This window comes from Halobacteriovorax sp. YZS-3-1, from assembly GCF_047084945.1.
Taxonomy (GTDB): Bacteria; Bdellovibrionota; Bacteriovoracia; order Bacteriovoracales; family Bacteriovoracaceae; genus Halobacteriovorax_A; species Halobacteriovorax_A vibrionivorans.
Genome location: NZ_JBKIYI010000001.1, coordinates 2,049,784 through 2,071,642, shown reverse-complemented (window position 1 = coordinate 2,071,642; position 21,859 = coordinate 2,049,784). Strand labels below are relative to the sequence as shown.

The following is a 21,859-nucleotide window of genomic DNA, read 5'->3' as shown; positions in this document are numbered from 1 at the left end:
CGATAGGGAGTTAAATATGCAGATTGTCGGGGGACAAGAATCTGGAACAAGTAATCAAAAAGAATCAGCAAGTTTAGATGTTCTAGGCTTTGTCGGTTCTGGTGAAGGGCTAATTCCAACTCAAGATAATTTAACTAAGCTAGAAGTCGGAAAGGCTTACTACCAGCTTGGTAAGCTTCACTATGATAAGGCCGATCTTAACAAGGCGGAAGTAAACTTTCTTAAAGCTATCGATTGTGCTGAATGTCCTCAGGATAATTACCGTGTTTTAAAAATTCTAAGTTTTCTCATTCGTATTGCGGCCGAGAAATTAGAGGATGAAAAAGCCGAAAAATATATTTCACATAGTGAGGCCATTGTTAATGACCTTCAAGAGAATCTAGGAAGCCTATCAGCTGAATACTTCTATTATTCAGGTCTTATCAAGTCATATCGAACTGACTTCGATGGAGCATATCAAGACCTAGACTTATCTTATAATAAATCTAAAGAGGAAAATGATCCTGATCTTCACTCTAAATGCTTATTAGCTTTAGCAAATAATGCATTTAACAGAGGTCAATTTGAACTTTCTCTCGAGTATATGGGACAACTAGATAATCTTTTAAAAATTATTAATAAAGAGTATTTAGGTGGTTCAATGCATATGACATATGGAAAAATTCATATGGCCACAGGCAATATTGAAGCGTCTTTAAAGCATTTCAATCTTGCAAATATTACCCTTCAAAATAAGAAGTGCTGGAACCTATACGGATATATTCTTTTAGGAATTGGACAGGTTCAAAAAGTTAAAGGTGATTACGATAGAGCAACTCTTTATTATAACCTAGCAAAGCAAGCCGTTGATTCGACGACATTTAAGCGTCTAACAAATGTTCTTGATGCCGAGATTCATGAAGTTAATGATTCAAGTGTTGATATTTACCTTGATCGTAACAATAGAAAAGTAAAAGAGAAGAATATTGGTGTAATTGATTTCAAACATCGTTTTGTTCTACTAGAGATCCTATTCTTATTAGCTAAGAATCGCGGAAGTTTCTTTGATAAAGAAGATCTTGCTAGAGAGATTTGGAAAGATGAGTACAATCCATTAATTCACGACAAGCTTATCTATACTTCGATTTCTCGTCTAAGAAAGTTAATTGAACCTAAAGATAATAGTAATACGAAGAGAAAGTATATTATTCGCGGAAAAGACGGATATACTTTCAATCCAGATGTTAAGATTCGCTACCAAATGGAGACTAAGCTTACTGCTGGTAAAGCCGTGGCAAACGTTGATATCAGTTCTCCAGTTTAAAATAGATGCGATTTTTAATTTATATTTCAATTTTATTTATGACAAATACATGGGCCCTTCGAGAAAGGGCCCTTTTCTCTATAAATGGTAAAATATATTTTACCAAGGAAGCCAATTTCCTCTTAAAAGCGTATCAGTATTCAAAATGCTCTATAGATGAAAATAAGAACAAAGATTATTTTTATGAATTAGTTGGAAAACTTTCAACTCAGGAAGGTGTAGAAGCCGCTCCACTGGTACCAAATGACTCTCAAATACAAAGAATTAAAAAGATAATGCTTATAGGGAAGTTGTTAAGCTTGGAGCATGAGTTTTTATCAACACCGAAGTTTGAAAAATGCAAGGTTCCCAAGGCTTATAGAAAAACTGTCGAGCAAATCTTTAATACAAATCTTGAGCTTGCAAAGCGCTATAAATCATTCATTAATAATAAAGACATAATAACTCCAGAAAGCCTTGTGAAAAGGTCAACAAGTTACCGTACGCATATATTGAAAGATATTCAGTCACGTCTATTTTTATAAGGTCTAGGTAGTCGAAATATGAAAATTCAATTCGAATACTTGGCCAAATTAGATGAACAGATGGTTGATAAGTTATCAGACTTTGAATCTGATCATTTTAAATGGTCATGGTCTAAGAAAGTTTGGAAAGAGCTTGCAGGTTCTTCAAGAAATATTGTTTGCTTGTGGCAAGAATCCTTAGAAAATAATAAAAAAGAAATTATATCTTTATGTGTATTTGAACTGTCTTCTCCAGATTTCTGCCATCTCTATAAAATCGTTGTCGATGAAAAATTCCGACGTCGTAAGTTAGCTTTGGCCCTATTTAAGCAAATGTGTCACGTTGCATCAGTAGAGTTAGGCTTCAGTAAACCTCATATATACCTTGAAGTAGAGGAGAATAATGATGGTGCGATTGGATTTTATCAAAAAATGGGCCTTAAACAGATTCATATAAAAAAGCGGTTTTATCAAAATGGTAACTCGGCCGTAATAATGCAGGGCGTTCAGGATTGTGACAAACCTTGACAAGATTTCAAAATGTCTGATAATTAATAGGTACTTAGAAATTTAGAATAATTTTTTTTAAAATCTGGGTAAATAACGATTAGTTAAATTTTTAACAAGATATAATCGGGTAGACTTATTAGTGCTACCCTTTTTTTTTATTAATAGGCACATTTTAATGAATTTAAATGTTGAATATAAAGGTATAGAGAAGAAGTTTTACGAGCTTTCACAAGCTATTGTAAGTGAAGCTGGTTACTACCTTTACGATATGGAATATATAAAAGGTTCAAAAACTTTACGCGTTTATATAATGAATAAAGAAACGAATACTGCAGTGATCGAAGATTGTGTGGCAGTTGATCGTGCTTTTAGTGAGCCTATGGAGAGTGCTGACTGGATACCAGATGATATTGTCTTAGAAGTATCTTCTCCTGGAATGTTTCGTAAAATTAAAACAAGAGAACACTTTGACTTAAGTAAGGGACAAAGAATTCTCGTTGAATTAAATAAGAAGTTTGGTGACTTATTTCAAGGTGAGAACTTTGATAAAAAAACTGCCAATACTAAGAAAGTTTTATGTGTTTTAAATGATGTTGGAGATGACTATATAGAAGTTAATCTCGACAGTGACTTTGATTTAAAATTAAATTTAAATGATATTAATAAGGTAGCACTTGAACCAGAAGTGTAACTATTGAGGTGAAAAAATGAGTTTCTCAGAATTAGGTAAAATTATTGATGTATTAGGTAAAGACCGTGGAATCGATAAAGCAATTATCGTAAACGCTATTGAGCAAGCTTTCTTAGTAACAGCTAGAAAGAAGTTTGGAATTCAAGGTGAATATGAAACTCGTTATAATGACGATGATGACGATGTAGAGATTTTTCAATATAAGAATGTTGTTGAAGATGTAAGAGATCCAATTATTGAGATCAATCTTTCTGATGCAAGAGAATTAGATGAAGACGTAGAGGTAGGAGATCAATTAGGTATTAAAATTGAAAACCCTAATTTTACTCGTGTTGATGTTCAAACTGCTCGTCAAATTATTATGCAAAAAGTACGTGATGCTGAAAGAGAAATTCTATTCTCTGAGTTCAAGCACAGAGAAGGTGATCTAGTAACTGGTATCGCTAGAAGATATGAAAGAGGGAATATCATCGTTGACCTTGGTAAGGCCGATGCAGTTCTTTCAAGAAGAGAAATTATCCCAGGTGAACAATTTAATCCAGGTGATAGAATTCAAGCATACTTAACTGAAGTTGTGATGACGAACAGAGGTCCTGAAATTAGACTTTCTCGTACATCTCCAATGTTCTTAGTTAAGCTATTTGAAGTAGAAGTACCTGAGATTCAAGATGGAACAATCGAAGTTAAATCTGCTGCACGTGAGCCAGGTCAGAGAGCGAAGATTGCTGTACAATCAGTTGATAAAGATATCGACCCAGTTGGTGCATGTGTTGGTATGAAGGGATCTCGTGTTCAAAATATCGTTAACGAACTTCAAGGTGAAAAAATTGATATCGTAAGATGGAACGATGACCTAGCAACATTTGCTATTGCAGCACTTGCTCCATCTGAAATTGAAAATATCTCAATTGATCATGACTCTAAATCAATGGATGTGATCGTTGAAGAAGATCAACTATCTCTTGCAATTGGTAGACGTGGTCAAAACGTTCGCCTTGCGGCGATGTTATCGGGATACAATATTAACATTATCTCTAAAACAAAACTTCAAGAGAAAGTTAATAAGGCCGTTGAAAATTTACTTCAAATTCCATCTGTTTCAGATGCAATGGCGCAAGTACTTGTTCAAAATAGCATCATGGCAATTGGTGACTTCATGGCAACACCTGCAAGCGAAATCGCTTCAATGACTGGTGTTGATGAAGCTGCTGCTCAAGCGGCAATTGATGAAGCAGCAAAGCTTGTTGAAGAAGGAACAATTGAACTTCAACCTGAAGGTGAAGAAGAGCTGGTATCTGCATCAGCAGTACCAAGATACCTAGGTATCATAAATAAAGAGTCTGGTGAGGAATCAGAAGAAGGCTCTGATAAATTTAATGAAGCTGAGAGAAGACTAAGAGAAGAATTAGCTGCATTTAAAATTAAATAATTTATAAAATTGTAGTCATACTACGGAGACAAAATGCCTAAGAAAATATTTGAATTGGCCAATGAAATCGGAAAGAAGCCTCTCGATCTTGTTGAGGAACTGAAAGCCCATGGCTTTAACGTAAGAAACCACATGTCGGTATTATCGGACGATGATATCACAAAGTGGCAAGAGTTAGCCGGCGCTAGTGCTAAGAGCGAAGATGCTCCAGCAAAGAAGAAGGTAACAAAGAAGAAAAAGGCCAAGAAGAAGACTGCTAAGAAGACTACTGTTCGTAAGAAAGCAGCTAGTAAAGACGAAGAAGACGGTGAAGATAAGCCGGCAAAGAAAACTGTAACTCGTAAGAAGAAAACAGTTGTTCGTCGTAAGGCTTCTTCAAAATCATCTGAGGCAACACCATCTGTTGATGAAAGCACTGAAGAGACAACTACAGTACATGTTGCTGAAGCTTCTGCAGAAAAACCTGAAAAGGTAGTTGAGGCAAAAGAAACTAAGGTTGCTGAAAAAAGCTCTGAAGAATCTAAAGCTGCTGAATCGAAAGATGAAACAGAAGCTCAAGAGAAGAAAGTTGAAAAAGAGACTTCTTCAAAAGAGAAAGAAAGTGACAAAGGTGTTGATGGTAAACCATTTGGTTTAAGAATTGTTTCAGCGCCAACTAAAGAAGATAAAGAGAAAGCTGCAGCGAGAAAAACTCGTGAAGCAAAAAAAGCTGAAGAGAAGCCAGAAGACGACATTAATGCGAAAGCTGGTCCTGGTACAAAAGGTGTCACTGGTAAGAAGGACGCTAAAAGTAGTAGGCTAAGTGGTCTTGCTTCTATGTTAAGTGCTAAGAAGAATGTTAATCGTTCTCAAGCCCTTAATGAAGAACGTGCTACAACTGAGCTTAAGTCATATGCTGCTCTTCAAGGCTCAGGCCGTCCAATGTATACTCAAGTTAAGAGGAAGAGACAATATTCAGGTCCTTCTAAGTCAACTGAGATAACAGAAGTTAAAGAATCAAAAAGAGTTATTAAGCTTCATGGTGGAGCCTATGCTGAGCAATTAGCTAAAAAGTTATCAATTAAGCTAAAAGATATGATTGATAAGTGTCTTGATCTAAACCTACTTGTTAGAAATGGTGATTACATCGGTCTAAAATTAGCAGGTCAAATCGCTGCGCTTTATGATTATCGTGTAGAAGATCAGTCATTTGATGAAGATGCAGTTATCGGTAAAGAAGAACTTTCTGAAGAAGAAGTTAGTAAACTTCCACTTCGTGCTCCTGTTGTTACTATTATGGGTCACGTTGATCACGGTAAAACAACTCTTCTTGATTGTATTAGAAACGCGAAAATTGCAGACGGTGAAGCTGGTGGTATCACTCAGCACATTGGTGCATATTCAGTTGATGTTAAAGATTCTAAACTAACGTTCTTAGATACTCCTGGTCACGCGGCCTTTGGAGCAATGAGACAACGTGGTGCAGATATCACAGATATCGTTATTCTAATTGTTGCAGCAGATGATGGTGTTATGCCACAGACTGTTGAATCGATTAAATATATTCAAAGTGCTGGAAAGCCTTTAATTGTAGCAGTTAACAAAATGGACCGTGAAGGAGCTAATCCAGATCGTATCAAGCAAGCGTTAACTGAATACAGTATTACACCTGAAGAATGGGGTGGAGATACTCAATTCTGTAATATCTCAGCTCTTAAAGGTGAAGGAATTGATGAACTTCTAGAAGCAATTGCTCTACAAGCTGAAATTCTTGAGCTTCGTGCAGATCCAAAAGGTGTTGCAGAAGCCGTTGTTGTTGAGTCTAGAATTGAGCATGGCCGTGGACCTGTTGCAACTGTTCTTGTTGAAAAAGGAACGCTTAAAAAAGGTGATTCAATTGTAGTAGGTGAAACTTTTGGTAGAGCTAGAAGTTTAACTGACCACAGAGGTAATCAGCTTCCAAAAGCTGGGCCATCAACTCCTGTTCAAATCCTTGGTCTAAGTGAGGCTCCGGCTCCAGGTGACGTTCTAAACGTTGTTAAAAATGAAAGAGAAGCAAAGAAGATTGCACAAAATAGAATTGATGAGCGCATCAGAATTGAAGCTGCTGCGACGACTCAAGGACCTAAGGTTTCTCTTGAGGACTTCTTTGCAACAGCAGCTGGTGAAGAAGGTCAAACAAAAGATCTTAATCTTATCATTAGAGCAGATGTACAAGGTTCATACGAAGCTATTAAAACTGCACTAGAGTCAATTTCAAATCCTGAAGTTGAAGTTAAGGTAATTCGTGGTGGAGTTGGACAAATTAGTGACTCTGACATTGAACTTGCTAATACTTCTGGGGCATTTGTCATTGGATTTAATATGAGACCAGCAACATCTGCTAGAAAACTTTCTGAGCAGTATGGTGTTGATATTAAAACATACTCAATCATCTATGAACTAATCAATGATGTTAAACTTGCAGTCGAAGGTCTTCTTGATCCTGAATATACTGAAGAGTATATCGGTCGTGCAGAAGTTCGCGATACATTCTCTGTTCCAAAAATTGGTACAATTGCAGGTTCTGTTGTCGTTGACGGTAAGATCATGGTTGGATGTAATGTTCGTCTTCTTAGAGAAGGTAAGATCATGTTTGATGGTAAAATGTCTTCTCTTAAACGTTTCAAAGATGACGTTAAAGAAGTTAAGAATGGTTACGAGTGTGGTGTAGGTCTTGAAAACTATAATGATATTAAAGTTGGCGACCTATTTGAAGCATACCAAATGAAAGAGAAGAAACGTAAACTTGAAGACGTTATGACGTCTGAGTCACCGATTCTTTAATGTTGGAGATAGGCCATGAGTAGCAATAATAAAAAACTGCAATACGAAGAGCAGATAAAAAATGAAGTCAATAAGTTATTGCGTACTGGTCTGGATAATAGTGCATTCACTTATTGTTCAGTAACTAAAGTTGAAATGAATCCTGACTTCTCAGTAGCAACTCTTTACTGGGATACATTTGATCCTTCTCGAAGAGGTGATATTGCAAAAGCAATGGAGTCAGCTTTAGGTAAAATGAGAACTCATTTGGCAAAAACACTTAAGGTTAGACACACTCCATCTCTAACTGCTGTTTATGACTCGCAATTTGAAGACGAGCAAGAAATTGAACAGCTGCTTAAGTCAGAAAAAGAAAAAGGAAAGTCATACTAATATGGCACGAAAGTTTAAAGGCCCAATTTTTGGGCCTTTCTTTTTTAAGGTCGATAAGCCTAAGGGAATAACTTCCTTTGACGTTATTAGACAGTTTAAAAGAAAGCTCCCTAAGAATATTGGAAAGATTGGCCATTTTGGAACACTCGATCCATTTGCTACCGGACTCATGGTTATTGGAATTGGTCCAGCTACTCGTTTAAATCAATACACTCAAGTTTCAACTAAAGAGTATATCGCTTCAGGACGCCTTGGCTTCTTATCGCCAACTGGTGATTTTGATACTGAAGATGGCACGATGGAAAGGGTTGAGATTCCGCCACTGTCTTATGAAAACGTAAAAGAAGCCTTGGAATCATTTGTAGGGCCTTATATGCAAAGCCCACCGGCCTTTTCGGCCACAAAGCATGAAGGTAAGCCTCTACATGAATGGGCAAGAGAAGGCATCATCATCGAAAAGCCTCCTGTCGAGCGTCATATCCACGATATAGAGCTTCTAAGCTTTGAAGGGGATACTGTTATCTTTCGTGTTAGCGTCTCTTCAGGAACGTATATAAGAGTTCTCTTTGATGATCTGGCCATTAAGCTTGGAACACGAGGAGCACTTGAGGAGCTAAGAAGAACAAACTCAGCTGGTATTGATCTCGATGGCTCAATTAAACTTGATATTTTTAATGATGATGATTTTGATTTTCGAGAGTTTTTATTGAATCATGCTCAACCTATCACTGATTTAATCAATTTTCAGTTACTTGAGCTAGATGATAAGGATGCCCTTAGTTTTGCTAACGGAATGACGATAAAGAGAGAGAATGAGACGGATGGCCTATATTGGGTCAGATCAAATAATCAAACACTTGGCCTTGGGGCCATTGATGAAGGAAAACTAAAGGTAAAAGTCGGTTTTAGTCCTGCTGCGTTAGATAAAATCGATTTAACTATATGTAATTCCTTAGACGAATAATTTTAAATCATGCTATACTTTGGAAAAATATATAAGGAATTTAAGGAGATAAAGTGAATACTACTTTAATTGCACTAGCTATTGCATTATTAGTTGTAACAGGGATGATTGTCCAACTTGGTATTTTAAGCCTTCTTTCAGGTGCTTTTTTCTTTCTATTTGGAAAGTCAAAATTAGATGTATTAAAAGCTTCTGATGATGAGAGCTTTGCTTTCGGTTACCGTTGGAATAATTCAAGAGAGCCAGCAAAGTTTAACCATGTTGTGGTTAGATTATTTAACCCATTTGGTAAGAAAACACAGGTAACAGTTTCAAGTGATTATGCTGCACAAGACTCAGACTTCGCAGTAGAAGTTAAATTTGGACCTGCTTTCAAAGATATTTTAGATATTGAAAACCTAGACTCTGCAACTGTTGAAGTTGAGATTAAGTCTAAAGAAGGTATTACTCAATCACGTCAAATGAAGGCGCGTAAGTTTATTGAAGCTTATCGTGGAGCAACTCAGACTGTCGAAGAGTTTAATGGAGAGTTTGGATATGAGAAGCCTAAGAAGTTTTATCATCAAACTTCTCGTTCATTTATTGCAGATCCTATTCCTGAAGGAAATATTCCTGTAGGACTAAGAATTTCTGCTAACCCACAATTTGCTGGTGAGTTCGCTGGTAACGGTGGTGGAGATGCTGCTCAAGAGAACTTTGCAGTATCTAAAGTTTGGATTGAAGAGGGATGTATCGTTTGTAATGCTTGTGAAGGTATTTACCCAGAGGTATTTGAAGTTACTGATACAAATTGTGTTATTCGTCCAGATGCTCCTCTTGATAATGGACTTCTGATTCTTGAAGCTGCTGAAGCTTGTCCAACTGAAGTTATCAAGTTCGAAAAAGCATAATTTAATATTTAAAACTTTTTCTATATACAAGGCCCTCTTTTTTGAGGGCCTTTTTTTATTATTTAAATTGATGATTATCATTTTGATTTCTTGCAAGTTTACTTTTTTCTTTTGTTACTAGTGTTTTGAGTTGTTCTTTATTGAACTTTGTTTGTACTTGTTTGTAGTTCTTTATTCGTCTTACTTTTTTTAATATGGCAGTTATTCGATCAACACTTTGATTACATTTTTTTAAAAAGTCTGGATTATGAGATTCCTTGAAACGTTTTAGACTAAGTTTTGCTACCATAAGTGGATCATTTATTTCACTAGAAAGTACATAGATCATTTTTGATGTAACTTCTCTTTTATGATAGATCGAGGATTCTTTTGCCCTTTGTTCTTCTATAAGATTTTTAAAGTAGACGATAGATCCCATGACAAATGATGGGATAATGATATTTATAAATAACATACTTAGAAAGGTAATATCCTCAATATAATCGACTCGCATATATGAGCAATAAGACATAATAACGATATTTGTTATTAAGGCGATTAATGCCTTCTTCTGACCAACAGTGTATGCGGTTATAGTGAAACCTGTTAAGGCCCAAGGCAGTAAAAGCCACGCTCTTGCTCCTAGAGCTATTGCGCGCAAATTAAGATGTATTAAACAAACTGCTATCAAGACAAATTCAAAATATGTTTTATTATCGTGTTTTACATATTGATAGTAGGCCAGAGCCGTTAATGGAAATATTAAAATTACTCCTACATTATCAGTTTTAATCTGTCCGTGCTGACTAAATATCAAATAGCCTAGAATAATTGAAATCAAAAATAATGATGTATTTGTAAACAAAACGAGTCTTGCTTCATGTAATTTTTTAATCCTTTCAAAACCTTCATATTGATGGATTGATTTTGGGTAAATATATTTTGAAATATCTAATTTAATAAATCATCCTCCAGTCTTTTAAACTTTCCATTCCTATCGATTTCTATCCTCTTAAAAATGTCATACATGGTAGTTGTTTCACCATATTTAACTTCATCAAAATCCTGAAGGTCTTTGATAAGACGATTAATTTCGATAATACGCTCCAGGTTCTTATCACATCTTTCTATTAGGTCCTGTGAACGCTCATTTTCGAGTCGTGTTAAACACATTTTTACAATTGCCAGTGGGTTATTAATTTCATGACTAAGAGTAATGATCATTTTAGAAATGGTATCTTTTTGTTGTTGTAGTTTTAATTGTTTGTATTTATCACTGTCGATAATTTTCTTATAAGTCATAAGTATGATGTAAAGGACTGAGGGAAGTAATATATTTCCAAGAAAGTGAATTGTCTTATATTGGAAATCATCAAGTGGTGCTGCGTAGTAACAAAAATAGCTAATAGTAATTATGTTAGTTAAAAATCCTAAAAATGGTATCGTAAACTTGATGATCTTATTTGATGTTAAAAATAATAGGTAAGACCATATCAATAAAGACCATGCGTGAGACTGTGTTATAAAGGCGAATGTATTTATCACTCCAAGTTGAAGAAATAGGAGTAGAGCTTGTGCAGCAAGTATCTTGTTGTGTTTCTTATAAATATATATGGAGCAGAGGCTTAATGTCGAAATGAGTGCTGCACTATAGGGGTAGATTTTTGGAAGATTAAATAGGGTTAAAAATAAAATAAGAGATGTAAAAGAAGTGAATAAAACACTTAGTAAAATGAATGTGATTATTCTGGCTTCGTATGTTTTTTCAACAGCAGCTTGTCCTTCAAGCTGTATAAGTTGTTTCGGGTAAAAATAGTTGAAACGATCTAATTTGATAAAAACTCCAAAACTAATTCTGTTATGAAACCCTTCTATAACTAATCTAACAATTGATTATTAAAATGTCGCATGGTGAAAAGTTATATTTTTATTAGGTAAATTTAAGATTGTTGTAATTACGGTATTTTGTGACTCGGTAGCGTTAGTAGCTTATGATATAGGTGCTACAAATTAAAAGGCCCCACTGGACAGGTGGGGCCTAATTAAAGAACAAATTTATTGGTAGTCGGTTTGTTAGGTTATTTACCTTCCATTCCGTTTATCATTCTAAAGTATGAACCAAGAAGCTTTACGTTTCTCTTCATATCTCCGTAGAAGCTATTAACATCTTTAGTAATTCTAGCTTCACTAATCGCATCACCAATTAACTGATCCATTTGTAATGTTCCTTGAAGAGTTCCTTCATTTGCTTCTCTAGCAAAAACATCTCCAAACTTAACATTCTCATTGGCATTCATCCCTTGGATAATCTTTGTGATTACCGGAGCAAATAATTCAACCTGACCATCATCGTTGATAGATGGCATTGAGAAGTTGTTTAAAGTATTAGTAAGCTTATTATTTAGGTAAGCATTCTTATTACTTCTACTTCCCATTTGTACTAAGTCAATTGTTTGACAGTAGTTGTCTGATAATCGACAGAATTCTACATTCTGTACGATTGGAACAATTGCTCTACTTACAACTTGGTTAATCGTATCGATCGTTACATTTTGTAAACCTAGCTCATTCATTAGTCCTGCAAACTTTGCAGAGATGAAGTAGCTACCAGCTTTCTTTAGAAGATCTCTTTGTGCCTTGATACCTTCAATCTTAGTCTCTTGGTTAGATGACTGAGATACAGCAAGTACTTGTGCAAAGTATTTTTCTAGTTCTGCTAGGATCGTTTGTGTATCGCCAATTGCGGCTGCAGCTTCAAGTTCTCCTTTTTGGAAGTTCATTGACTCTACTGTTGCTGCTTCAGCTGGCTCAGTTTTAATAAGCTCTAGAGCTGAAATGTGGGCCTGCTCCCATTCTTTAAATAATGAGTCCCATCTATCATCATGCGAAATTAATTGCATGATACTAGCTTTTTGAATGATATTACCTGCTACATATGAATCAGTTGCATATGGAACATAAGCTTCTCTGTGGTTTGTTTTTTCAGCCACAAAGTCTTCAGCAACTTCATACATTTGGCCTTCAACTTCAACATTTCTAGTCACTAGGTCACTTTGAGCAATATGTTTTACCCAGAATGCTCTAGCAGGGTTTGCTGTTTGCTCAAATGTATCGATATGTCCGTAAATTAGACCACCGATTGCAGCGTAGTTCGTTTCAACTTCATCAACTGCTACAGTAAACGCTCCATTAGTAAGAGGTACGTTTCTTCCTGTGTCTGGATCGTATACAAGTGGTGTAACTTGTCCAGATAGAACTTCAGTCATAGTTGATTGAGCAATTGAGTTTTCAATATCGATACCAAATAGGTATTGCTCAAGTAACTGGTATGGAATTCTTAATGAGTTTGAACGATACTTGTAAGAGTATGATTCAGACTCAGATAGAGCAACTAGAGCAGCTGCTTTATCCCACTCAACACCACGGTTCTTAGCTCTGTAAGAGTCAGCATCTAGTGAATAAGAGTCATTCCATTTTGTTTCAACAACCATTGCTTTTTGCGTTTGAACATCAATTTGTGTTCCGTCTTCTGCCGTTACTTTCGTTTGAGAAGGAACGATTGTTTGTACAAAACGCTTATTTCTTTGTGCTTCAGTATCCAGTCCTGCACCTGGTGCGATATCTGGAGTAGCTACAACAGACTGAAGGAAGAATAGTGATTTAATTGTTCCATTTACTAAGTCATTAGTTGTCGCATCGTGAGCAACTTGATCTACACTTGGATCATAAAGCTCTGGAGAAAGAATTAGATGGTAGAAGATCTCTTCATTCATCATTCTTAATTTGTAGAACTTATTCATTAACCAACCAAATGCAGCTCCACCGTAGAATTGCTTACGCTTTCCAGGGAAGTAAATATACTCATACATTAGACGGTAATCTTTGATTTCATAATCAACGATTTCTTCAAAAGATGATCCATAGTCATGTCTTTGACATTGTGGCGACTGGCCAGCATCTTCATCTGAACAGAATCTAATTCTCTTAAGACCTGCCTCGGCCATTAATGTATGCTTTGAAATTGCAGCAGGGTTACCTGATTCATCTGTCAATGCATCTAATACATCTTGGATTTTTACAAGGTGGTAGTAAAGCCCTGATTCAAATTCTGATTCTACTGAAGTTACTTTAACTTCTTTACCATTAATTGTTGTTGAAGTTTTCTTCTCATTTGAAGTTCCTTCAAGTTCAACCATTCCAGCGTAAGCTGCACGTAGAGCATATACATCATATGGAGCTAGTCCATCATAAGTTGCATGATCATCAATCGTGTAGTCCATAACAGATGAAGAAGTTCTCTTAGATTCTTTTTCACCTGGGAATAGCCAGTTCTTCTTATCAAATGATCCAACGAAGTTGTGACGTAGACCAAGGTTGTGGCCAATTTCGTGTGCAAGTGTTGGCATCCAGATATCGATTAGGATGTCATTCTTGCCTTCGTCAGTTTTTGCCATTTCTAGAACATCGTAGTTCTTAGCAAGGTTGCTCAATGCAAAGTCTGCAGTTTGGTGGTTACATACTGGTGTCTTTACACCATTTCTGTATTCCATTGAGTGTAGGATTTTTGCACTGATTGCTTCTGGAGAGTTCTCTCCGTGAAGTGCTTCTTGAAGAGCAACTTCATCTTGCTTTGCAATCGCTTTCCAAGCTTTATGGGCCTTTAGACCTTCTGCTTTCTTAGCTCTTGGAAATCTTTCAAATACTTCATCTTTGTCATATGAAGTTGCAGCAAAGTCTGCCTTCATAAGACGATGTGCATCCTTAATTGATGACATACGAGAGTTAATATTTGGAACCTTAATGTTATTAAGTAGGTTCGATTTTAACTTATGGTGAGCGATACCGTGACGGTGTGAAACAATATTTTCTTGTTTCGCATCTTGTGTCGCAACTTCACCTTCTACTTCAACATCTGTTCCATCAGCTGATGGTTGAGTTGATTGTTGTGTTTTTGCATTGTGCTCATCAAGTGCTTTTTGAATAGCTGCTTTATTTGACTCAGCAACTAATTGCTTAAGCTGTCTTGAAGGAGTCATATTCTTAACAAAGTTTTTCTCTGCTTTTGCCTTTTCAATCATCCAATCAATTGATGATTTCATGTTTCCACCATAAAGGTAAACAGAAGCTGATTCTACGATACCATTAACCGGGTTAAATGATGGACCACCAAGACCAATGATTGGGCTTGAAGTCGCTTTTTGTACCCAGTAAATGTGGTTACGTTGTAGATCTCCAAGGTGAGCTTTCTCAACAACTTCAATCGTTACTGATTGTTCTTGCCCATCAAGAGTATAATCAACTGTGTAGTTCTTTGTTCCTGCTGGAATAGAACCATCTTTTTCAATCTTTAGTGTAATAACATCACCGCGACCTTCGTACTGCGTTCCTTTGAAAGCGCGTCTGAAACCAGTGTTGATGTCATTAATAACTTTCTTAGAAGATAGGATGATCTTATTTCTAAGGTCTAGCTCTGTCTTTGTCAGTTTCTTAACAAGGTTACCTTCTGAATCGTATTCATTTGAAGGGATACCTGTAAGGACGTATTCAATTGTCTTACCGTTTTTGATATCAAAAACCATTGGTAGGCCAACTGAAGTGTCAAAGTCGTTTGTTTGTTCAGTATATCCTTTTGGAACTAGTTTAGAACCTGTGAATAGACCAAAGTTGAATTTCTTTTGAACTTCATATGATAAGTCTTGCTCTGGCTTATTATACTTGTGCTCATACTTCATGAAAGTTGTTCTTTCTTTGAAAGTAAGAGTTTCGTTTTGTGGACCTAGGTAGTCTCCACCATAGTCTGCACAGTTAAATTCATTACCTTTCTTATAAGTCTTTTGAGTTGACCAGTTAAGTACATTGTCTTTCCCATCAACTACTTGAGAGATATTCTTTACTTCTGTAAGACCAGGAATAACTCCACTTGTACATGCACTCATAAGGTATGGGTCAAGAGCTGTTTGTACATTTTTAACCTTGTCATTTTTAAGGTTAACAACAGCAAAAGCTCTTTCATCATTATGGTGTGATGGAACGTATACAATCCCACCATTGTCATTTTGACTTTTTCTATAATACTCAGCTTCAAATTCTAATAGAATTTCAGTATCAAGATCGCTTGTACCTGTTTTGTCTAGTAGAGGAGCGCTTCTTCTAATTGCAACTCTATCTTTTTCGAAATCAAATTTTACAATTTCAACGTGCCAAGCTGATTTTGATCCAGCAAATGTATAGTTAAAGATATTTGGAGCATCTTCTAGTACTCTTCTAAACGTAAATGTTTGATTTTTAAATTTTTCTAGTGAAAGCCATGCTGTACTTAGCTCTTCTTTAATATCCTGTGGAAAAACAACTTCTGGCTTTGAGTCCTTTTCTAATTGGATAAATTTAGCGCCTTCAGCATCTGTACTTGTTGATACTTTTGTTTCTGCTAGGACTTCATCGTTCTCATCTAGATCATATTTGAACTTAACGTATTTAATTGATTCTGAAATCTCTGATCTTAAGAAACAGTCTGCAAGTGGTGCTTTTACTCTTTTTGCAGTTTCAGCATCACACTTTGTGAATAGAACATTGTATTTTTCTGCTCTAGCAAGCTCTGCTTCATTGTCAGTAAGTTCTGATCTATTAATAACTCTAGCAAAGTATGCTTTTGATGTTTTATCATCAATGATTACTTTTATAAGGTCTTTGTCTTCAAATTCACGACCATCAATTTCAGATCTTGTGAAAGCATCTTTGTTGTTAAAAAGCCTCGCTTCAAGATCTGCTACAGTGAAAACATCATTTTCTATTTTATTTCGACGATAGATTGTAGAGATCTCTTTTTGATCCATACCAAAAACGCCAGTATAAGTTCTGTTCTTAACAAGATAGTCTACTTTAAAGTGACTTGACTCAGAACGATCTCTTTCAACATATTGTATGTGTCTTGTTTTTTCTTCAAGGTCATTCTTTCTATTTTCTCTCTCATAAAAGTCGACTCCATATTGAAAAATAGGGATTCGCTTTAAAGAAGAAGCCTTAACAGGAAGTACATCTCTAATTACTTTGTTTGATGCACTAAAAGATTTAACGTCTCCTTCAACTGGTGAAAGGTATGCAACTAGGTAGTTTGTCGTAAGGTCAAATGTAATCTCAAACTTTTCTCCTGGTTTTTCAGAGAAGATAAGAAGGTCTTTTACAAGTACATTGTATTGCTTATCGTTAGAGCTAACGATTTTCGTTGAGTATAGCTCTTTTGCTTCGCTACCAACACTTGCATCAATCATCTCTGTACTGATGCTATTTTTTGCAAGTTCTTCCTGAGTAGCAATTGCACTAGATTCAACAATAATTTTAGCAGCCGTTACAGAGTTATTAGTTCTGTACTCTTCGTAAGCATAGTCTGGCTCTTTGTCCGGTAGTGTTTTTGCACACCCTGAAAGGATTGTGGCCATTGCTAAAGCATGTGTAATACCTTTTAGCATTCCAAATCTTTTTTGTTTTTTGATTTTCATTTTGTTTTCTACCTTTGTTTTATTAACCATTTGTCCTTCTTGTGTATTTCTTTCTTCTATATTTTTATTGTTAGTGTTGCGTATACTGATGACTCTCTTTCATCAAATAGGTCGATCTCAACATCTTTCCCATCTGGTGAAAGAGGAGTTCCTCCGAACTCATGCCCAACTTCTAAGTTATAAGTAGGCGAGAAGCTATATCCCATTGATTGTGAAAATGAATAGAGGTCTTTTGTATTATTTTCGTAAGTCCAACCCTTGGCATATGTTCCACCAAGACTTAAGTAAAACGAGTCAGTAAATGAATATGTTAAGTACGCAATCGAAGACACAGAATATGAAGTATTCGATGTACCATAAAGTGAAGTCTTATACTCGTGAAAGTTCTTTGAAGCAGCTAAGATCAGAAGTGCTGATAAGTTTTTTACTCTCGTCACACTATCTGAGATTGAAAGGCCTTCACTTATTGAAAGCTTCGTTCTTAAGTTAGTTGCTCTTCTTGAAACCTTACTTGTTGGTATACCTGCTGAGATACTTCCAAATGAAACAACTCCTTCAAATGGTCTTGCAGCTTTTCTTGAATATGAGAAAGATGAATCATTGATATTTGATTTTCTTTCATCAACAAAGCTCTTACTCATTGATGTTTTAAATGTGAAGCTTCCAATATCTGTTGCGTAACTAAAGCGAAATGAATTAGTCATACCACTTGTATGGTCCGCTTCTGATGTCTTTAGAAGGTCACGATAAACTGTTGAGTCTATTCTAGCTGTCCAACTTTTGGCCGTATTAGGTCCTTTTTTGACACTTTCGATGCTACCGGTACTACTTTGCGCCACCGCTGATGTTGCAACTGCCGATAGTAAAATTAATGACATACACTTATTTAGTGTCACTTTGGCTCCTTTTCTTCGTCCTGAAAATGAATTAAGTTCAATACTTGATGCAATTACTATGCCATTTGTTCAAGTAAGAACTGGTTCGACCATTTATGCAATATTATCGAAATGAGGCTTAAATAGGGGCTTTTTGGAAAAACTACATGCATTGTGAAAAAATTGATCACAAAATATGCTAAATAATAATTGTAAGTAGTTGATAAAAGGGAGGCCGAAGAATTACGGCCTCCGTTACACCTAGGCCCAAAATAAGAGAGAGGGATTATGAGGGATATATGGGCCTAAATGAGACTAAACCAAAATAAACACGGATTAATGCTATGCACTGTCTCTGTATTCTGAGTATGTCTTATTAACGGAGTCGCCGCCATCGAAATTGACTTAAGATTGTTTAAGGAAGCTTAAGAAATGGTAAAGAGTAAATATTTAGAGGAAGCGCTTAAGAATAGGCTCTTCTAAAATTGCTTTAAAGCCCTTTTCATTTTCTTGCCATACCTCTTCCACAGTTATTCCTGTATCCACAGTAGGACATTCAAATGTAAGAACAGGAGCTTTTAGATCGATGCTTCCATATGTCCCAAGAGACCCTGGAGTCGGATATCCAATATCATCTGCTATAGGGTATTCATTATGTTTGGCCAAGAGCTCTGCCACATCTTTACAATCACCATTATAATTAATAATTGGCTTCCAAGAGTGGATGGAAAGAATAAATGCAGGTGGGTATTCTTTAAATAATTTATCTAAATACTGGTTTTCAGGCTCACTAAGTGGTGCCTTGCCTGGATTATACTTATCTTGTTCAAAATTAGGGTCCCAACTTGCCGTCGGTAGGTTTCGATTTAGATCGACACCATTAGCATTGACTCTAGTACCAGCTTGAACACCATCAACGTTAACAATTGGAATAACCACAAGCGGTAGGTCTATGGCCTCTTCACTCTGTTCTTTAAGCCATGAATATAATTCTTTTAGGCAGTGTACGCCTTCAATTTCATCACCGTGTACGCCGGCCATAAGATAAATATAGCGATCACTATCTATTTCGTTACGAAATGCAGTGATTTCTTGATTATTAACTGATTTTCCAGACTCGAGCTTCGTAAATTTCATAAAGAAATTGTGGTGGAAGTTTTCTTTTTTGTAAATGAAGTTTTATACTTAGGGCCTTAAAAGGATATGGAAAAGAAAATATGAAGAAAAATGTAATTATAAAGACACTCGATTATTTAGAAAATGTTCTAGACACACAAGAAGATCATGATGCAATCGCCCAATTAAGAGAGAGCCTAGATTTACTAGAGGAAGTTGACACTGGAGTTTCAAGTGATCCTAGTGGTTTTAGCGTGCCTATGGAAGCGGTTGGAGCCTACACTGTCTATAGTGATGGAGGATGTCGTGGAAATCCTGGTCCAGGTGCCTGGGGAGCAATGGGACAAAGACCAGATGGCGTTGTCTTTTTTGAAAGTTCTGGATTTGAATTTCAAACGACTAATAATCGAATGGAGCTTACAGGCGCCATTGAATCACTAAAGGCCCTTGCTAATGAGCTTGAGGAAGAAGGCCTAGATTTATCACACGCTGCATTTCTTTACAGTGACTCAAAATATGTTGTTGATGGTATTTCAAAGTGGGTACCAGGTTGGAAGTCTCGCGGTTGGAAAAAAGCTGACAAGAAAACTCCAGAAAATATAGAATTATGGCAAAGTTTTGATGAAATAGCGGGGAAGTTTTCTAATCTCCAATTTCGTTGGGTAAAAGGGCATAGTGGCCATCCTCAAAATGAGCATTGTGACCTATTGGCAAATAAGGCAATGGATGAAAATATTTAAGGCTTGAAAACCAGACTAAAGCAATTTAACCTATTTATATTATTAGTTAAATATTAATGGAATCTTCAAAGAATTATACAAAGGATGTTAAATGAAGAAATTATTAACAACGCTGGCAATTGCGCCAATTCTCCTTATTTCATGTAGTAAAAATACTGAAGTTAAACCAGAAACTGAAAATGACAAAATCTTCTATTCAGTTGGACATGTTTATGGACAAAGGTTTAAGGACTTTAAACTTACTGACAAAGAAATTGCTAACCTTGTTCAAGGTGTACGCGATGGTATTTCACAAAAGAAGACAGATGTTGATACTAGAACATTTGCATTCAAATTTAGAGATATCGTAAACAAGAGAATGAGTGAAGTTTCTCAAGGTGAGAAAGAAGCTGGAGCAAAGTACTTAGAAGAGTTCGTTGCAAAAGAAGGAGCTAAGAAGACTGAATCAGGTCTTGCTTATAAGATCATTGAAGCTGGTTCTAGCAAGAAAGCTAAGCCAACTGATACAGTTAAAGTTCACTATAAAGGTACTTTAAGAGATGGTACTGAATTTGATTCTTCATATAAGAGAAATAAGCCAATTGAATTCCCACTTAACCGTGTTATCAAAGGTTGGACAGAAGGGATGCAATTAATTGGTGAAGGTGGAAAAATTAAGCTAGTTATTCCATCTGAGCTTGCTTATGGTGACCAAGGTGCACCTCCTTCAATTCCAGGTGGAGCAACTCTTACTTTTGAAGTTGAGCTTATTGAAGTAAAAGGCCCAGCTAAGAAGTAATAAATACTTAAAATTTGAAATAAATTAGGCCCTCTGAAAATGAGGGCCTTTTTTATTTTTACGAATGTGACAAGACGTGTTTTATATGTTTATCTATAATTATTGATCTTATAAATAATGAATATTTCCTAGAAGGGGATTTAGATGAAACTACTTATTGCTACAGTTTTAATTGTTACTTCAATTTCTCATTCAGCTATGGCCGCAGATAAAGTAAGCGCAAAGAAGTCATTTATCGAATATATTATGGAGATGATCATTAAACCTTCAATTCCTCACGATGGTGAAGGTGACTCTAAGAAATAATCCTTTTAAAAAGCATAACCTACGCTAAGTCCTAACATTGTTAGGTCTGTGGACTGCTCAAAGCCGTCAGCGTAAGCTTCGTTTGCTTGGATTGCATCAAAGTTTAACTTGAAAATTAAGGACTGGCTTGTTGAGACCTTGTATTCTAGGCCAAGACCAACTGAAGGAAGAACTAAGGCCGTTCCTGTCCTTGCTGTATTTTGGATAAGAGTTTCTGAGCGGCCAAAGCCAGCACTAAGTTGAACAAAGTAACTAAATCGGTAACTCCAATCATTTGAAAAGTTTATTTTTAAACCTGCAGTGGCAAGCATTCTTCTTGTTTCTTGCTCTACATTTGGATTTAGTAGGGTTAGAAGATCCACGTCATACCTTGCACCAAGAATTGTTTGAAACATTTGGTTAATTGGAATGGCGTAGTTAAGTCGAAAGCTGTCGCTAACTCTAGTTCCATCATTATTTGAACTATCTGTCGTCGATTCACTTAAACCTTGGTATTTGGCATAGAATAATTCAAATCGATTATCGTATTTTTGATATTGTCTTTCTTTTAAAGAAGCTTCTTCTTTTGCAAGCATCTGTTGGTACTTTTTATCTCCCATAATTTTTGGGATCTCTAACCAGACTCTTTCAGGAGAGTAGTTAACAGTGATAATTTGGCCTTTTTCAAATGGAACTTTAATTTTGTTATCATTTACAATCCATTGGGAGTATTCACTTGAAATGGAGATGGCCCTTGCTGTAAATGAGATATTTCGACTTGAAAAAAGAGAGTTTTGTCCTTTTACAATATTGTCTTGTCTACCTTTTCGAATAACAAATGATAGGCCATCGTTTGCGACATTTTGAACAACGACGAGATTTGTATTGAGTTTACTTTCAGCTTTTGCACTACCAATGAGTCCAAGAGTGAGGGTAATGGCAAGGATGGTTTGCAATATTCTACTATGAGCGTTCATATTAATATTTTATTACTAAAGCCAACTTTAAGAAATCATTGAAAAATACTCCTTTATTCTATTGTTATCCGAGATAATTGATACAGTAATATTAATTATTTAGAATAAGATTTAACTTTGAATATTAATCTCCGATATGAAATTAG

Annotated in this window: 18 protein-coding genes; 12 read left to right on the top strand and 6 right to left on the bottom strand. The window is 35.9% G+C overall.

The window, feature by feature from the left end; translation table 11 throughout:
• The first annotated feature begins 16 nt into the window (after window positions 1-16).
• The 9 genes from ACMAZI_RS09795 to ACMAZI_RS09755 all read left to right on the top strand — a co-directional run bounded on the left by ACMAZI_RS09795 (window position 17) and on the right by ACMAZI_RS09755 (window position 9,467).
• Window positions 17-1,303 carry a helix-turn-helix domain-containing protein gene (locus ACMAZI_RS09795; RefSeq protein WP_115363912.1) on the top strand — a complete coding sequence of 429 codons (1,287 nt, stop codon included), beginning with the start codon at window positions 17-19 and terminating at the stop codon, window positions 1,301-1,303.
• Window positions 1,304-1,341: 38 nt separating this feature from the next.
• Complete coding sequence (locus ACMAZI_RS09790; protein WP_412473260.1) at window positions 1,342-1,827, top strand: hypothetical protein; 486 nt, start codon at window positions 1,342-1,344, stop codon at window positions 1,825-1,827.
• Window positions 1,828-1,845: 18 nt separating this feature from the next.
• On the top strand, window positions 1,846-2,334 hold the full coding sequence (locus tag ACMAZI_RS09785; RefSeq protein WP_120404659.1) for a GNAT family N-acetyltransferase: 489 nt from the start codon (window positions 1,846-1,848) through the stop codon (window positions 2,332-2,334).
• A 157-nt stretch (window positions 2,335-2,491) separates the two neighbouring features.
• Complete coding sequence (gene rimP, locus ACMAZI_RS09780) at window positions 2,492-3,007, top strand: ribosome maturation factor RimP (protein ID WP_115363906.1); 516 nt, start codon at window positions 2,492-2,494, stop codon at window positions 3,005-3,007.
• 16 nt (window positions 3,008-3,023) lie between these two features.
• The gene (gene nusA, locus ACMAZI_RS09775; RefSeq protein WP_115363905.1) at window positions 3,024-4,436 is read left to right on the top strand and encodes a transcription termination factor NusA; all 1,413 of its coding nucleotides are present in this window, start codon (window positions 3,024-3,026) and stop codon (window positions 4,434-4,436) included.
• A 33-nt stretch (window positions 4,437-4,469) separates the two neighbouring features.
• Window positions 4,470-7,241 carry a translation initiation factor IF-2 gene (gene infB / locus ACMAZI_RS09770; protein WP_412473261.1) on the top strand — a complete coding sequence of 924 codons (2,772 nt, stop codon included), beginning with the start codon at window positions 4,470-4,472 and terminating at the stop codon, window positions 7,239-7,241.
• Between the two features lie 15 nt (window positions 7,242-7,256).
• A complete protein-coding gene (rbfA, locus tag ACMAZI_RS09765) occupies window positions 7,257-7,613 on the top strand; it encodes a 30S ribosome-binding factor RbfA (protein ID WP_115363901.1) in 357 nt (118 codons plus the stop codon).
• Between the two features lies 1 nt (window position 7,614).
• Window positions 7,615-8,577 (top strand): tRNA pseudouridine(55) synthase TruB, encoded by a 963-nt coding sequence (gene truB / locus ACMAZI_RS09760; RefSeq protein WP_412473262.1) that lies wholly within the window; start codon window positions 7,615-7,617, stop codon window positions 8,575-8,577.
• A gap of 53 nt (window positions 8,578-8,630) precedes the next feature.
• Complete coding sequence (locus ACMAZI_RS09755) at window positions 8,631-9,467, top strand: ferredoxin (RefSeq protein WP_412473263.1); 837 nt, start codon at window positions 8,631-8,633, stop codon at window positions 9,465-9,467.
• Between the two features lie 58 nt (window positions 9,468-9,525).
• Here ACMAZI_RS09755 and ACMAZI_RS09750 read toward each other — a convergent pair whose 3' ends face one another.
• The 5 genes from ACMAZI_RS09750 to ACMAZI_RS09730 form a co-directional block, all read right to left on the bottom strand.
• Window positions 9,526-10,287 (bottom strand): hypothetical protein, encoded by a 762-nt coding sequence (locus ACMAZI_RS09750; RefSeq protein WP_412475120.1) that lies wholly within the window; start codon window positions 10,285-10,287, stop codon window positions 9,526-9,528.
• A gap of 110 nt (window positions 10,288-10,397) precedes the next feature.
• A complete protein-coding gene (locus ACMAZI_RS09745) occupies window positions 10,398-10,748 on the bottom strand; it encodes a histidine kinase dimerization/phospho-acceptor domain-containing protein (RefSeq protein WP_412473265.1) in 351 nt (116 codons plus the stop codon).
• 776 nt (window positions 10,749-11,524) lie between these two features.
• Window positions 11,525-16,972, bottom strand: coding sequence for a zinc-dependent metalloprotease (locus ACMAZI_RS09740; RefSeq protein ID WP_412473266.1), 5,448 nt, complete (start codon window positions 16,970-16,972; stop codon window positions 11,525-11,527).
• A 26-nt stretch (window positions 16,973-16,998) separates the two neighbouring features.
• Window positions 16,999-17,838, bottom strand: a complete 840-nt coding sequence (locus tag ACMAZI_RS09735; RefSeq protein ID WP_115363892.1) for a hypothetical protein — start codon at window positions 17,836-17,838, stop codon at window positions 16,999-17,001.
• A gap of 429 nt (window positions 17,839-18,267) precedes the next feature.
• Complete coding sequence (locus tag ACMAZI_RS09730; protein WP_115363890.1) at window positions 18,268-18,954, bottom strand: M14 family murein peptide amidase A; 687 nt, start codon at window positions 18,952-18,954, stop codon at window positions 18,268-18,270.
• Between the two features lie 239 nt (window positions 18,955-19,193).
• Here ACMAZI_RS09730 and ACMAZI_RS09725 point away from each other — a divergent pair, with 239 nt between their 5' ends.
• From ACMAZI_RS09725 to ACMAZI_RS09715, 3 genes are all read left to right on the top strand, one after another.
• Window positions 19,194-19,673, top strand: coding sequence for a ribonuclease H family protein (locus ACMAZI_RS09725; RefSeq protein ID WP_115363977.1), 480 nt, complete (start codon window positions 19,194-19,196; stop codon window positions 19,671-19,673).
• A 91-nt stretch (window positions 19,674-19,764) separates the two neighbouring features.
• Window positions 19,765-20,451, top strand: coding sequence for an FKBP-type peptidyl-prolyl cis-trans isomerase (locus tag ACMAZI_RS09720; RefSeq protein WP_115363888.1), 687 nt, complete (start codon window positions 19,765-19,767; stop codon window positions 20,449-20,451).
• 144 nt (window positions 20,452-20,595) lie between these two features.
• Complete coding sequence (locus ACMAZI_RS09715) at window positions 20,596-20,757, top strand: hypothetical protein (protein WP_158536930.1); 162 nt, start codon at window positions 20,596-20,598, stop codon at window positions 20,755-20,757.
• 5 nt (window positions 20,758-20,762) lie between these two features.
• Here ACMAZI_RS09715 and ACMAZI_RS09710 read toward each other — a convergent pair whose 3' ends face one another.
• Window positions 20,763-21,713, bottom strand: coding sequence for a hypothetical protein (locus tag ACMAZI_RS09710; protein WP_133296995.1), 951 nt, complete (start codon window positions 21,711-21,713; stop codon window positions 20,763-20,765).
• Window positions 21,714-21,859 lie beyond the last annotated feature (146 nt).